Annotated in this window: 15 protein-coding genes; 3 read left to right on the forward strand and 12 right to left on the reverse strand. The window is 73.3% G+C overall.

What is annotated here, in order from left to right:
• Positions 1–15: 15 nt before the first annotated feature.
• Positions 16–747: a CPBP family intramembrane glutamic endopeptidase gene (locus ACOJVX_RS17540; protein WP_026420058.1), complete on the forward strand. Its 732-nt coding sequence runs from the start codon at positions 16–18 to the stop codon at positions 745–747.
• A 33-nt stretch (positions 748–780) separates the two neighbouring features.
• Here the strand turns inward: ACOJVX_RS17540 and priA are convergent, their stop codons facing one another.
• The 7 genes from priA to ACOJVX_RS17575 all read right to left on the reverse strand — a co-directional run bounded on the left by priA (position 781) and on the right by ACOJVX_RS17575 (position 5852).
• Positions 781–1530: a bifunctional 1-(5-phosphoribosyl)-5-((5-phosphoribosylamino)methylideneamino)imidazole-4-carboxamide isomerase/phosphoribosylanthranilate isomerase PriA gene (gene priA / locus ACOJVX_RS17545; protein ID WP_026420057.1), complete on the reverse strand. Its 750-nt coding sequence runs from the start codon at positions 1528–1530 to the stop codon at positions 781–783.
• Positions 1531–1608: 78 nt separating this feature from the next.
• Positions 1609–1818 (reverse strand): hypothetical protein, encoded by a 210-nt coding sequence (locus ACOJVX_RS17550; RefSeq protein ID WP_026420056.1) that lies wholly within the window; start codon positions 1816–1818, stop codon positions 1609–1611.
• Positions 1815–2444 carry an imidazole glycerol phosphate synthase subunit HisH gene (gene hisH, locus ACOJVX_RS17555; protein ID WP_030225497.1) on the reverse strand — a complete coding sequence of 210 codons (630 nt, stop codon included), beginning with the start codon at positions 2442–2444 and terminating at the stop codon, positions 1815–1817. Before hisH ends, ACOJVX_RS17550 begins: the two co-directional genes overlap by 4 nt.
• 480 nt (positions 2445–2924) lie before the next feature.
• On the reverse strand, positions 2925–3155 hold the full coding sequence (locus tag ACOJVX_RS17560; RefSeq protein ID WP_337661844.1) for a DUF397 domain-containing protein: 231 nt from the start codon (positions 3153–3155) through the stop codon (positions 2925–2927).
• The gene (locus ACOJVX_RS17565) at positions 3152–4015 is read right to left on the reverse strand and encodes a helix-turn-helix domain-containing protein (protein ID WP_026420053.1); all 864 of its coding nucleotides are present in this window, start codon (positions 4013–4015) and stop codon (positions 3152–3154) included. The genes ACOJVX_RS17560 and ACOJVX_RS17565 overlap by 4 nt, the downstream gene beginning before the upstream one ends.
• A gap of 116 nt (positions 4016–4131) precedes the next feature.
• Entirely contained in the window at positions 4132–5085 is a 954-nt protein-coding gene (locus tag ACOJVX_RS17570) for a transketolase family protein (RefSeq protein ID WP_422646934.1), read from the reverse strand.
• Positions 5082–5852, reverse strand: coding sequence for a thiamine pyrophosphate-dependent enzyme (locus ACOJVX_RS17575; protein WP_372493001.1), 771 nt, complete (start codon positions 5850–5852; stop codon positions 5082–5084). Before ACOJVX_RS17575 ends, ACOJVX_RS17570 begins: the two co-directional genes overlap by 4 nt.
• A 52-nt stretch (positions 5853–5904) precedes the next feature.
• Here ACOJVX_RS17575 and soxR point away from each other — a divergent pair, with 52 nt between their 5' ends.
• Positions 5905–6366, forward strand: a complete 462-nt coding sequence (soxR, locus tag ACOJVX_RS17580) for a redox-sensitive transcriptional activator SoxR (protein WP_418153528.1) — start codon at positions 5905–5907, stop codon at positions 6364–6366.
• A 618-nt stretch (positions 6367–6984) separates the two neighbouring features.
• Here soxR and ACOJVX_RS17585 read toward each other — a convergent pair.
• The 4 genes from ACOJVX_RS17585 to hisD all read right to left on the reverse strand — a co-directional run bounded on the left by ACOJVX_RS17585 (position 6985) and on the right by hisD (position 10326).
• A complete protein-coding gene (locus tag ACOJVX_RS17585) occupies positions 6985–7140 on the reverse strand; it encodes a hypothetical protein (RefSeq protein ID WP_418153527.1) in 156 nt (51 codons plus the stop codon).
• Positions 7141–7241: 101 nt separating this feature from the next.
• A complete protein-coding gene (gene hisB, locus ACOJVX_RS17590; RefSeq protein ID WP_026420049.1) occupies positions 7242–7841 on the reverse strand; it encodes an imidazoleglycerol-phosphate dehydratase HisB in 600 nt (199 codons plus the stop codon).
• Positions 7838–8962: a histidinol-phosphate transaminase gene (locus ACOJVX_RS17595; protein ID WP_026420048.1), complete on the reverse strand. Its 1125-nt coding sequence runs from the start codon at positions 8960–8962 to the stop codon at positions 7838–7840. The genes hisB and ACOJVX_RS17595 overlap by 4 nt, the downstream gene beginning before the upstream one ends.
• Positions 8963–8991: 29 nt before the next feature.
• Positions 8992–10326: a histidinol dehydrogenase gene (gene hisD / locus ACOJVX_RS17600; RefSeq protein ID WP_026420047.1), complete on the reverse strand. Its 1335-nt coding sequence runs from the start codon at positions 10324–10326 to the stop codon at positions 8992–8994.
• Positions 10327–10600: 274 nt separating this feature from the next.
• On the opposite strand from hisD, the gene ACOJVX_RS17605 reads away from it, so the two are divergent.
• Positions 10601–11917, forward strand: coding sequence for a M14 family metallopeptidase (locus ACOJVX_RS17605; protein WP_418153525.1), 1317 nt, complete (start codon positions 10601–10603; stop codon positions 11915–11917).
• A gap of 192 nt (positions 11918–12109) precedes the next feature.
• Here ACOJVX_RS17605 and ACOJVX_RS17610 read toward each other — a convergent pair whose 3' ends face one another.
• On the reverse strand, positions 12110–13267 hold the full coding sequence (locus tag ACOJVX_RS17610; RefSeq protein WP_337661843.1) for an aminotransferase class V-fold PLP-dependent enzyme: 1158 nt from the start codon (positions 13265–13267) through the stop codon (positions 12110–12112).
• Between the last annotated feature and the right edge of the window lie 68 nt (positions 13268–13335).

Below are 13335 nucleotides of genomic sequence, written 5' to 3' on the forward strand. Positions count from 1 at the left end.
CTCCGGCAGGATGGCATGACGATGGCGCAGGTCGGTTCCGATCCGGGGACGGCTCGGTGGTCCCGCCGCCGCGGCCTGTTCCTCGTGCTGGTCATGTTGGCCTGCTCGGTGGTGATGACCAACACGATTCTGCCCGCGACCGCCTACCCGTTCTGGAACGGGGTGGTCGCCGTGCTCGCCGTCGTCGTGGCCCGCCGCTGCGGCCTGAGCTGGCGGACGCTGGGCATCGGGTCCGATCTGGACCGGCGCGGGCTCCTCGTCGGCGCCGCCGCCGTGGCGGTGGTGCTGCTCGCGTTCGCGATCGCGCTGGTCGTTCCCGAACTCCGGCAGGCCTTCGCCGACGAACGCGCGGCCGAGGTCGGCACCGGGGCGATGCTGTGGGCGGTGCTGGTCCGCATCCCGGTCGGGACCGTCCTCCTGGAGGAGGTGGCGTTCCGGGGGGTCCTGCCCGCGTTGTTCCGGCCCGAGGGCCGCGGCTGGTGGCCGGCGGCCGCCCTGGCCTCGGCGTGCTTCGGCCTGTGGCACGTCCTGCCCTCGCTCGGCCTGAGCGAGGGCAACGACGCGGTGGGCGCGCTCTTCGGCGGTTCCACCCTGTTGACCAGCCTCACCGCGGTGCTGGCCACCTTCGTCCTCGGTCTGGTGCTGTGCGGCGTGCGGCGGCTCGGAGGCGGCCTGCTGGCGCCGGTCCTCGGACACCTGGCCAGCAACAGTGGCGCGTTCCTGCTGGCCTGGCTGCTGCACGCCTGACCGGGCCCGGTCAGGCGCCGCCACCGGAGCGGGTCAGCCTCGGACGGCGGTGTCCCGGACCGCGGCCAGCGCCGCCGGGAGGGTGAACGCGCCGGAGTAGAGCGCCTTGCCCATGATCGCGCCCTCCACACCGAGGTCGGCGAGGCCGGCCAGAGCGGTCAGGTCCTCGATGCTGGCCACGCCACCGGAGGCGACGACCGGCGCCGGCGTCCGTTCGCAGACGGCGCGGAGCAGGTCCAGGTTGGGGCCGGTGAGGGTCCCGTCCCGGCCCACGTCGGTGACGACGTAGCGGGCGCAGCCGTCCCGGTCGAGGCGTTCCAGCGCCTCCCACAGGTCGCCGCCGTCGCTGGTCCAGCCCCGGGCGGCCACCCGGTGCCCGCGTTCGGTGATGCGCACGTCGAGGCCGACGGCGATGCGGTCGCCGTGCTCGGCGATGGCGCGGGCGCACCAGTCGGGGTTCTCCAGCGCAGCCGTTCCGAGGTTCACCCGTCGGCAGCCGGTGGCCAGGGCGGCGCGCAGCGAGGCGTCGTCCCGGATCCCGCCGGACAGTTCCACGTCGATGTCAAGGCGCCCCACGAGGTCCGCGAGGAGCTCGCGGTTCTCACCCCGTCCGAAGGCGGCGTCCAGATCCACCAGGTGCACCCACTCGGCTCCGTCGCGCTGCCAGGCGAGCGCGGCGTCGAGGGGGGAACCGTACGAGGTCTCGGTACCGGCCTCACCGCGCACGAGCCGGACGGCCTGGCCGTCCACCACGTCCACGGCGGGGAGCAAGGTGAAAGTCACCGGGCAACCTTAAGGCCTGACGCGCCGCCGACGCCGGAGCGGTTCCCCCTACCGGCGCGCTGGGCGGCACATCGTGGCTCAGCGGTCGCGGTCCCGGTTGCGGCCGAACACCACGGCGGCGGGGACCGCGATCACCAGCAACAGCACGGCCAGCGCCTCCCACAGCGAGAGCCCGAAGTTGACCAGCACGGCCTGGCCGACGCTCGCCGTCATCACGACGATCAACAGGAGCGCGACGAACCTGGACCCCCTCCCGGGCCGCACGGAGCGGTAGCGGCGCCCGGTCACCGGAGTTCCCGCAACCAGTTCCGGAGTAGGACCGCGCCCGCGTCCGCCGACTTCTCGGGGTGGAACTGCGTCGCCCACAGCGGACCGTCCTCCACGGCGGCCACGAAGTCCTCGCCGTGGTGCCCCCAGGTGACCAGCGGTCCCGCGCCGCCGGTTCCGTCCGGCTCCCAGGTGCGGACGGCGTAGGAGTGGACGAAGTAGAAGCGGGTCTCCGGGTCGAGGCCGGCGAAGAGCCGGCTGCCCGCCGGCACGCGGACCGTGTTCCAGCCCATGTGGGGTAGGACATCCGCTTTCAGGCGCTCCACCTGACCCCGCCACCGGCCGAGCCCGTCGGCGGTGACCCCGTGCTCGACGCCGCGTTCGAAGAGGACCTGGAGGCCGACGCAGACCCCGAGGACGGGGCGCCCGTCGCGGAGGCGCCGGTCCACGATCTCGGCGCCGCCCACCTCGCGCAGCCCTCCCGCGCATGCGGCGAACGCGCCCACGCCCGGCACCACCAGGCCCTCCGCCTCGACGGCCGCGCGAGCGTCGGAGGTCACCGTCACCTCGGCGCCCGCTCGCTCCAACGCCCGCTCGACGGACCGGAGGTTGCCCGACCCGTAATCCAACACGACGACTGATGCCACGCGTCCAGGCTAAACCGTCGGGCCGGCGTGCCCACGGGCCGGAGTCGGGAGGAGGCGGGGTGTGACGGACGCCGCGCCGAGGGAGGTCGGCGGCGGCCATCGCCGGAGCGGGTCGGGCGCGAGTGGCCTCGGCGTCCCGTCCGCGTTCCGCCACCTCCCGCCCCGACCGGAGGGCCACACGCGGACGAGGCCCTGGTCAGCGGCCGGAGCGGCGGCGGCCCTGGCGGGACGCGGAAGGTGGGGACCACCTACCGCGGCTGATGCCCCGGGGCACCCCGCCTCGGGCGCCCCGCCTCGGGCGCTCCGCCCGTCCAGGGCCACCTCGGCCGGGCCCCGGACAGGTCACCACGCCCACTTGTTCACCGTGACGGCACCCGATCGGGGCCTTGGGACCCCGGATCCGCACCGCTCACGAAGCGTGCGGGTGCCTACCACCGATCCGAGTGAGATCCGCGCCACCGAGCTACCGCCAGCCGGCGCTCAGGGGGTGTCGTCGAACGAGCCCCGCCGCACGTTGCCCACGAAGCCCGACCACTGCGAGGAGGCGAAGACCAGTGCCGGCCCGCACGGGTTCTTGGAGTCCCGCACCCCGGCTTCCCCGGAGACGAACCGCACCTCCACGCAGGAGGAGTTGCCCGCGCTCCGCGTCGACTTGAACCAGGAGGAGCGCGCCGACCGATCGTGACGAACGGGGGACACCCGACTGGTCACAGCAGCTCCTTGGCGATCAGGCGGATGAGGGCTAACGAGTCGGCCGCGCTCAGGGCCAGCGTGGCGGCCTGCGAGTACGCCAGATCGTACTCGCGGACCCTCATGTAGTGATCGATCAGGTCCGTGGAGGTGACGGTCTCCTGCCAGACCAGCGTGGGTAACCGCGAGCTGGCGAAGTCGAGCAGGTAGAAGGTCGATCCGCCCAGCGCGTGGTAGGCGTCCGCGGTGAAGGGCACGACCCGCAGGTCGAGGGTGTCCGGGCAGGACTCGATCATGTCGACGAGGTAGGTGAGCTGGTCGGCCAGCACCCGGGGGCCTCCGACGTGTTGGCGGAGGACGGCCTCGTTGATCACCGCCGTGTAGTGGATGGGTGTGGGGCCGGTGAGCCGCTGTTTGCGCTGCATCCGCGCCTCGACCCGCCGGTCGACCTCCGCGAGCCGGATGTTGGGGCCCCCTCCCCGGATCACCGCGCGGGCGTAGTCCTCGGTCTGGAGGAGACCGGGCACCAGGCCCCCGTCGTAGGCGCGGCAGCTCTCCGCGCCGTGCTCGTAGCCGAAGAACCGGAGGAGGTCGTCGCTGAACAGGGCCGAGTAGGAGTTCCACCACGGGCGTTGGTTGGCGTCGCGCCGCAGCGCCGCCAGTTCCTCGGCCTCGTCGCGGTGGAACTCGTAGATCTCGGTCAACGCGGCCAGCCGTTCCTCGGCGATCTTGGTCTTTCCCCGTTCGACCTCCGAGAGGTAGCCCTGGGTGCACCCGCTGCGCTTGGCCACCGCCTGCGCCGTGAGCCCCATCAGCTCCCGACGTTCACGAAGCCGAAGTCCCAGTTCCCAACTTGCGACGGTGGGTGAGGACGGCGCCATCACGGTTCCTTCCTTCGAACTGCCGTGCGAATTGCCGCCGCCCACACAACCCCATCGGTGTAGCAGTGGCAATCAACCTCTTGGGCGATAGCCACTAGTGATATTGGCTGACGCGGTCACGGTCGGAAGAACTCCCGGGCGGCCAGCCCGATGCTCGTCGCGTCCAAGCCGTGCGCCGCCGTGTGCTCCTCGGGTGTGCCGTACGCGCGCAACTCGGCGTCCCGGGACACGCCCAGCGACCGGACGCGGTGGGGCACGGCCTCGAGCGCCGAGCCCACCCGGTGCGCGGAGGTTCCCGCCAGGTAAGGCTCGACCAGCATGACGTCGGCGTGCCGGGCACGACCGACCGCCTCGGCCAGGCCGACCGCGTCGAAGGGCCGGACGGTCGGGGTGTAGAGCACGGTGACGTCGAGGTCCCCGACGCCCTCGATGACCTGGTCGAGCACGGGGCCTACCGCGAGCACCACCCCCCTGTCCGAGCCTGACCCGCCCCTGACCTGGTGGAATCCGGCGCCGACCGGCATCGGCGTGGAGTTGGTCTGACCGGACAACCGGACGTAGACGGGGCCGTCGGAGTCGAAGGCGTCCCGCAACAGCGCGGGGACCTCGTCGGGGTGGCCGGGGACGTGCACCCGCCACCCAGGCAGCGTGTCGAGCAGGGCCACGTCCCCGGGTGCCTGGTGGGTGCGTCCCTCGCTGCTGGCGTCGAAGGAGGCGCCGATGCTGACGAGCACCGCACCCACCCCCTGGTGACCGATGCTGATCTTGAGCTGTTCGAAGGGCCGTTCCACCAGGAACGGGGTGTAGGAGTGGACCACGGGGCGGAGACCGGTCAACGCGAGGCCGCCGGCCACCCCGACCATGGCCTGTTCACGAATCCCGACGTTGAGCACGCGGTCCGGCCAGCGGGCCGCCGCCGGGGCGAAACTGTCCGCGCTGATGTCGGCCAGCACCACGGCCAGCCGGTCGTCGGTGTCGAAGCGGGCGGTGGTCGTCTCGACGAACATGTCGCGCATGGTCCGGGTGGGCCGCTCGTCGATCTCGCTGCTGGTGGCGGGTCGGGTGCTCATCGGGTCTGCTCCTCCGTCGTCGTGGCCGTGCCCTGGTCCTGGCTCTCGGAAGCGTCGTCGTCGTACGGTTCGACCTGGGCGACGACCACCGAGGGCCGCCCGTTCGAGGGCCTGGTGAACGCCGCGTACAGCGCGTCGTGGTCCCGTCCGTCCACGGTGGCCCCGTTCCAGCCCTCCCGGGTGAACCGGTCCTCGATGCCGCCTGGCCAGCCGTACGAGGCGGAGTCGTTGTCCACGACCACCGTGGTCAGCTGCTCCAGCCCCAGTCGACCGGCGACCGCGATGGCCTCGTGGTTGCTGCCCTCGTCCAGCTCCGCGTCCCCGGTGAGGACCACGACGCGGGAGCCGATGCCCCGGGCGCGCAGTCCCAACGCGGTGCCGACGCCCAGGGGGAGCCCGTGACCCAGGGAGCCGCTGCCGATCTCCACCCCCGGGAGCAGCATCCGGTCGGGGTGGTGGCCGAGGGGGGATCCGAAGGACGCCCAGTCCGGGAACTGGTCGGCGTCGAGGAACCCCTTGGCCGCGAGCACCGCGTAGTAGGACATCGGACCGTGCCCTTTGGACAGCAGGAAGCGGTCGCGCCCCTCGTCGTCGATCCGCTCGGGGCTGACGTCGAGGATCCGGTCGTAGAGGACCCAGAGGACGTCCAGGGTGGAGGAGGACGCGGAGTGGTGCTTCTCGTCGCCGGTCATCCGGCGGACGAGGGCTGGCAGGTCCGCGTACCCCCACCGCGTGGTGGTGGGGGTGGTGGGGTTCTTCATCATCATGACCCCAGCCTGATACCTCGACATTGGTTTAGGTCAAGGGTTAGGCTGTCCCATGCCCGCGAGCAGCCCCACCCTCAGCATCGGCGAGATCGCCCACCGCAGCGGAGTCCCCCACAGCGCCCTGCGCTTCTACGAGGACCGCGGCCTGATCTCCTCCCACCGCACCAGCGGGAACCAGCGCCGCTACGAGCGGTCCGTCCTGCGCCGGCTCGCCTTCATCCGTTCCGCGCAGCGGGTCGGTCTGAGCCTGGAGGACATCCAGGCGGCGCTCACCACCCTTCCGGAAGGGCGCACCCCGACCAAGGCGGACTGGGCGCGGCTCTCCCGGCAGTGGCGGTCCGAACTCGACACCCGCATCGACGGGATGGTGCGGCTGCGGGACCGCCTCGACTCGTGCATCGGCTGCGGCTGCCTCTCGCTGGCCACCTGCTGGCTGCACAACCCGGACGACGAGCTGGCCGCGCAGGGCCCGGGAGCCCCCATGCTGCGACCGTCACGCGAGGGTGGCCGCTGATCCACAAAAGGACGCCGACCAGCCGGGACGCGGCGGAGGTGGGTCGTGCGGCCGGGGTGGCAGGGGCGGACCGCGCGGAACATCGACCCCGGCGGGATCCCGCGCGTCCTGGCCCACGCACTCCGGCGCGACCCGGGAACGCTGGGGGTCTCCCCGGGCGCCGCGGGGTGGGTGTCGGTCGAGCCCCGGCTCGCGGGGCTTGCGGGACGAGGGCACCGGATCGACCGGCGCCCTGGACCGGGTTGGTCGGCGAGAACGACCGGAAGCGCTTCGCCGACGACGGGTCCGGCTCGTGGATGCGGGCGAGCCAGGGGCCCCCGGTGCCCCTCGACCCCGGCCTCACCTCCGCCACCCCCCACCGACGTCGTTCCACGGCACGACGGCGAAGTCCCCTGCCTCGATCCGCCGGGAGGGGCTACGCCCGGTGCGGGGCCACGCCGTGCGTCTCCCCTGACGAGGCGACGGCCGGGGCCGTCCGCACCGCGGGGGCGCGCCCGTCGTGCTCGTCGTGGACGCCGGAGGCATGACCCGGGGCAGGCACGTGTTCCACCTCAGCGCCAACGGCGGGTGGCTGGTCTGCCGGTCACCACCCTGCCGTCGGCGACCAGGTGGCTGGGCTCAGCCCGTCCAGAGCACCGCTCCCGCGGCGGCGAGCACCGCGCCGACCAGGAGGACCGCCACGCCCGCCCGGCTGGTCCGGCGCAGCGACCAGGCCCCTCCCAACAGGAAACCCGCCACCCCGAGCAGCACGATCGACACCCAGGTGAACTCCACGCGGAACCCTTTCTCGTCGTGACACGTCGTCAGCCGGCGCCCGCGCCGGGGCGGACCGTGGTGGCGGCGCGGGGCTCCCCCCGCGCCGTACCGGTGCTCGGTCAGAGGGCGCCCTTGGTGGAGGGCACTCCCCGCAGCCGCTCGTCCGGCTCGACGGCGGCCCGCAGCGCCCTGGCCACCGCCTTGAACTGGGCCTCGGTGATGTGGTGCGGATCCCGACCGTGGATCACCCGCACGTGGAGCGCGATCTGGGCGTGGAAGGCCAACGAGTCGAAGACGTGCCTGTTGAGCACGAAGGGGTAGTTCCCACCAATGGTGAAGGTGTTGTAGGTCTCCGGCTCACCGGTGTGCACGCAGTACGGCCGGCCGGACAGGTCGACGGCCGCGTGCGCCAGGGTTTCGTCCATCGGGATCCAGGCGTCCCCGAAGCGGCGGACCCCCTTCTTGTCGCCCCACGCCTCCCGGAGCGCCTGCCCCAGCACGATCGCGATGTCCTCGACGGTGTGGTGCGCGTCGATCTCGGTGTCACCGCTGGCCCGCACCCGGAGGTCGAAGGCCGCGTGGGTCCCGAGCGCGGTCAGCATGTGGTCGTAGAAGGGCACGCCGGTGTCGATCTCGACCTTCCCGGCGCCGTCGAGGTCGACCTCCACGTCGACCGAGGATTCCCTGGTGGTGCGTTCCACCCGCGCGATGCGGTTCACCGCTGGTCCTTCCCGTCTGCGGCCCCCTCGGCGAGACCCCTGCTCGCGGCGAGGAAGGCGTCGTTCTCCTCGGCCGTGCCCACGGTCACCCGCAGGTGCCCCGGGATGCCGACGTCACGAACGAGCACACCGTAGTCGAGGTAGGCGCGCCAGGCCGCGCCCGCGTCGGGGAAACGGCCGAACAGCAGGAAGTTGGCGTCGGAGTCCACCACGTCGAACCCGAGCGCCCCGAGCCCGTCGGCGACGCGGTGCCGTTCCTCGACGAGGGTCCGCACCGACTTCAGCGTCGCGTCGGCGTGGCGGAGCGCGGCGCTGGCGGCGGCCTGGGTCAGGACGGACAGGTGGTAGGGGAGCCGGACGAGCAGCAACGCGTCGACGACCGCCGGGGCGGCGGCGAGGTAGCCGAGACGCCCCCCGGCGAAGGCGAACGCCTTGCTCATCGTCCGGCTGACCACCAACCGGTCCGGGTACTCGTCGATCAACGACACCGCGCTGGGGGCGGAGGAGAACTCGGCGTAGGCCTCGTCGACGACGACGATCCCGGTGGCGGCGTCCAGCACGGTGCGCAGGTCGGCCAGCGGCACCGACTGCCCCGTCGGGTTGTTGGGGCTGGTGACGAACACGACGTCGGGCCGCCGGGAGCGCACGGTCTCCGCCGCGGCGGCCGTGTCCAGCGAGAAGTCGGCGCGCCGGGGCGCGGCGACCCATTCGGTGCGGGTGCCGGCGGCGATGATGGGGTGCATCGAGTAGGACGGCTCGAAGCCCAACGCCGTCCTGCCGGGGCCGCCGAAGGCCTGCATCAGCTGCTGGAGGATCTCGTTGGAGCCGTTGGCCGCCCACACGTTGCGGGCGTCCAGCGGGGTGGAGGTCGCCCGGGAGAGGTAGGCCGCCAGGTCGGCGCGCAGCGCCACGGCGTCCCGGTCCGGGTAGCGGTGCAGCTCGGCGGCGGCCCGGCCCACCGCCGCGGTGACGTCCGCCACCAGCTCGGCGGGCGGCGGGAAGGGGTTCTCGTTGGTGTTCAGCCGGACGGGCACGTCGAGCTGCGGTGCCCCGTAGGGGCTGCGGCCGCGCAGGTCGGGGCGGAGCGGCAGGGCGTCCAACCCGACGCGGGCACCGGGCACGGCGGAAGCGGGCGGCTCGGGGGTGCTGCTCAACTGGAAGCTCCAGACTCGGGACGGAAACGCGCGGTGACGGCCTGCCCGTGGGCTGGCAGGTCCTCGGCCTCGGCCAGGGCGACCACGACGTCGGCGACGTCCCGGAGCGCCTGCTCGGAGTAGTCCACGACGTGGATGCCCCGGAGGAAGCTCTGCACGGACAGGCCGCCGGAGTGGCGGGCGCAGCCGCCGGTGGGCAGCACGTGGTTGGATCCGGCGCAGTAGTCGCCCAGCGAGACGGGGCTGTGGGCTCCGACGAACACCGCTCCGGCGTTGCGCACCCGGGCGGCCACCGCCCCGGCGTCCTCGGTCTGGATCTCCAGGTGCTCGGCGGCGTAGGCGTCGACCACCCGCAGCCCGTCGGTCAGGTCGGCGACCAGCACGCAGCCGGACTGGGCGCCCGACAGCGCCGTCCGGACCCGCTCGCTGTGCCGGGTGGCCGGGACCCGGCGCGCCAGTTCGGCGTCCACGGCGTCGGCGAGGTCGGACGAGGTGGTCACCAGCACGCTGGCGGCCAGCTCGTCGTGCTCGGCCTGGCTGATGAGGTCGGCGGCGACGTGGACCGGGTCGGCGGTGTGGTCGGCGAGCACGGCGATCTCGGTCGGACCGGCCTCGGCGTCGATGCCGACCAGCCCGCGCAGTTCCCGCTTGGCGGCGGTCACGTAGATGTTGCCCGGCCCGGTGACCAGGTCGACGGGGACCAGGTCCTCCCCCGTGGTGTCCTGCCCCCCGTAGGCGAGCAGGGCGATCGCCTGCGCGCCCCCGACCGCCCAGACCTCGGTGACGCCGAGCAGCTGGCAGGCGGCCAGGATGGTGGGGTGCGGCAGCCCGCCGAAGTCGGCCTGGGCCGGCGAGCACACCACCAGCGAGTCCACGCCGGCCTGCTGGGCGGGTACGACGTTCATGACCACGCTCGACGGGTAGACGGCGTTGCCCCCGGGGACGTAGAGGCCGACCCTGGCCACCGGGACCCACCGTTCGGTCACCGTGCCGCCGGGCACGACCTGGGTGGTCACGTCCCGCCGGCGTTGGGCGGCGTGCACCCGGGTGGCGCGGGAGATGCTCTCCACCAGCGCGGACCGCACCCCGGGTTCGAGGTCCCGCTCGGCGTCGGCGAGGGCCTGGGCCGGGACGCGGACGCGGGCCGGGCGCACACCGTCGAAGCGCTCGGTGAGGTCGAGCGCCGCCGAGACCCCGTACCGCCGGACCTCCTCGACGAGCGGGCGCACCCGATGCAGCACCGTGTCCACGTCTACCTCGGCGCGCGGCAGCACCGCGCGCAACTCGGCGGCGGACGGGACGCGGTCCCGCAGGTCTGTTCGGGTGAGCATCGGGTTCCTCGCACTCGTCGTTCCGTCGCGGCGCTCCGGGTCCCGCGCACGGGGCTGCGGTGGGCTCGCGGCCGTCCGGGCAGGTCCAGGCCCCGCCGGCCGCGTCCCGGCCGGAACGCCCCCCAAGGGTAGATGGCGGGACGCGGCCACGAACGGGGCTCTCCGGTCACAGCTGTTGACAGTGAACGGAACCGGGAGCGGTTCCCTGCTTGTGGACCACCGGCCAGGTGGAGAACCATCAGGGGATCACGCTCCGCGATCACCCGGAGGCAGGATGTTCCCGACCACACGCACCCTTCGCCGGTCCGCCGCGGTACTCGCGGCCGGCTGCTGCCTCGCGCTACTCGCGCCGATCAGCGCGACGGGCATCGCCCGACCCGCCGTTCCGGCGTCCACGTCCCTACAGGAGACCCAGCAGGAGGTCCAGCCCGGGAGTGGGGCGTCCCCGCACCGGGTCGAGGGCACGGGCGAGGCCCGGGACCGGACCGCCGTGAGCCGCACCGGCGTCGACATCCTCGCGGTGGAGGGCGACGCGCTGACGGTGCTGGCCACCCCGGACCAGCTGGCCGAGGTGGAACGGCTCGGTTTCCCCACGGCACCGCTGGCCCCGCGCACGGAGGACGTCCCGAGCGATCCGCTGGCGTTTCCCCCCAACCACCAGGGCTACCACGACTTCGCCGAGGTGACCTCGGAGCTGCGGCGAACGGTGAGCGAGCACCCGGACATCGCGAGGATGTCGAGCATCGGCGCCTCCCACGAGGGGCGTGACCTCTGGTTGCTCAGCATCGGCACCCCCGGCCCCGACGTCCCCGAGGTGCTCTTCACCTGCTCCCAGCACGCCAGGGAACACCTGACCACCGAGATGTGCCTGCGCATCGTCGAACGGTTCACCGACGGCTACGGGACCGACCCGGACATCACCAGGGTCGTGGACGGCCGCGTGATCCACGTCGTCCCGGTGGTCAACCCCGACGGCAAGGAGTACGACATCGCCACCGGGCAGTTCCGGAGCTGGCGGAAGAACCGCCAGGGGCAGGGCACCGACCTCAACCGCAACTGGGGACACCAGTGGGGGTGCTGCGGCGGCTCCAGCGGAAGCCCCGGCAGCAGCACCTACCGGGGGGCGGCGGCGTTCTCCGCGCCCGAGACCGCCAGGGTGCGGGACTTCGTGGCGTCCCGGGTCGTCGGGGGTGAGCAGCGGATCACGGCCCACATCGACTGGCACACCTACTCGGAGCTGGTGCTGTGGCCCTACGGCTACACCTACGCCGAGACCGGCCCCGGGCTCACCGCGCGGGACGCGAGGGTGTTCGCCACCCTGGGCAGGCAGCTGGCGGCCACCAACGGGTACACGCCCATGCAGGCCAGCGGGCTGTACATCACCGACGGGAGCATCGACGACTGGATGTGGGCGGCCCACGGGATCTGGAGCTACACCTTCGAGATGTACCCGAGGGGGGCCGGCGGCGGCGGCTTCTACCCGCCGGACTCGGTCATCGAGCGGGAGACCGCCCGCAACGACGAGGCGGTGGACCTGCTGCTCTCCTACGCGGACTGCGTGCCCAGGGTGATCGGGGAGACCTGTTCCTGAGCGGGGTCCGGTCGCGAGCGGGCGGGTCCGGTTCCGAGCGGCCGGGCCCGCCCCGCGGCCGCCCGTCAGAGCTGGTCATACCGCGCCCTGGATGGCCGACACCCCGGGGCACGCCCCGCGTCCGGCGGCTCGCACGGTGGCGGACGGCCCGACCAGGCGAGCAGCACCGGACTCCCCGTCCGGTGGCACCGGTCAGCGGGTCAGCCTGTCCACCTCGGCGACGGCGGTGGCCACCTGGTCCGGCGAGACGAAGTAGTGGGCGGAGGCCCGGACCAGGTCGGGAAGGGACCTGCGGGTGGCGTCCAACAGGGTCGAGTTCGGCGGGCTCACCGTGACCGCGACCCGCTGGTCCCACAGCGCGTCCCGCACCTGACCGGCGGGGCGGCCCTCGACGGTGAAGGTGACGATGCCGCCCGGATCCGGGCCCAGGTCCCAGAGGCGCACGCCGGGGAGGGCGGCCAGGCCGGCGCGGAGGCGGGCCGCGCGGTCGGCCACCTCGCTGGCGATGGCCTCCATCCCGAGATCCCACGCGTAGTCCAGCGCGGCGATCAGCCCGAGCCGGTTGGCCACCCCGAACTCGAACCGCTCGAACACCCGGGCGTCGGTCCGCATCCGGTACCGCCCGGGCGCTGTCCACTGGGCGGCGGTGTGGTCGACGAGCCGAGGGCGAAGCCGGGGCAGGACCTCCTCCCGGACCACGAGCAGGCCGGTCCCCCTGGGGGCTCGCAGCCACTTGCGGCCGGTGGCGCTGAGCAGGTCCACACCGAGGGCGTCCACGTCGACGGGACGCTGTCCGACGGTCTGGCAGGCGTCCAGCAGCACCAGCGCGCCCACCTGGTGCGCGGCCAGCGCGGCCTCCCGCACCGGGTTGACCAGGCCGCCGTTGGTCGGCATGTGCACCAGCGACACGAGGCGGACCCGTTCGTCGAGCATCCGGCGCAGCGCGGCGAGGTCGAGCCGCCCGTCCTCGGCCGACGGAACGGTCTCGACGGAGATGCCCGTCTCGTCCCGCCGCCGGAGGAGTTCGACCGCGTTGGTCCCGTACTCGGCCTCGCTGATCAGCACCCGGTCGCCGGGCACGAGGGGTACCGCGTCGAGCGCGGTCAACCAGGCCTGGGCGGCACTGCCGAGGAAGGCGACCTCGGTGGGCCGGCACCCCAGCAGCCGGGCCGCGCTGTGGTAGCCGCGTTCGAGGTCGTCGGTGCGCTCGCCGGCGGCCCGGTAGCCGCCGATCTCGGCCTCCCGGCGGAGGTGGCCGGTGACCGTGTCGAGGACCACGGAGGGTGGCAGGGAGGAGCCCGCGCTGTCCAGGAACACCAGGTCCTCACAGGCCGGGGTGTCGGCTCGCACCCGGTTCAACTCCACTTTTCCCCCTCGGTGCGGTGACAGACCTCGTCGCAGCCTAACCGGGTCACACT

The organism is Actinoalloteichus caeruleus (assembly GCF_049311605.1).
Lineage (GTDB): Bacteria > Actinomycetota > Actinomycetes > Mycobacteriales > Pseudonocardiaceae > Actinoalloteichus_B > Actinoalloteichus_B caeruleus.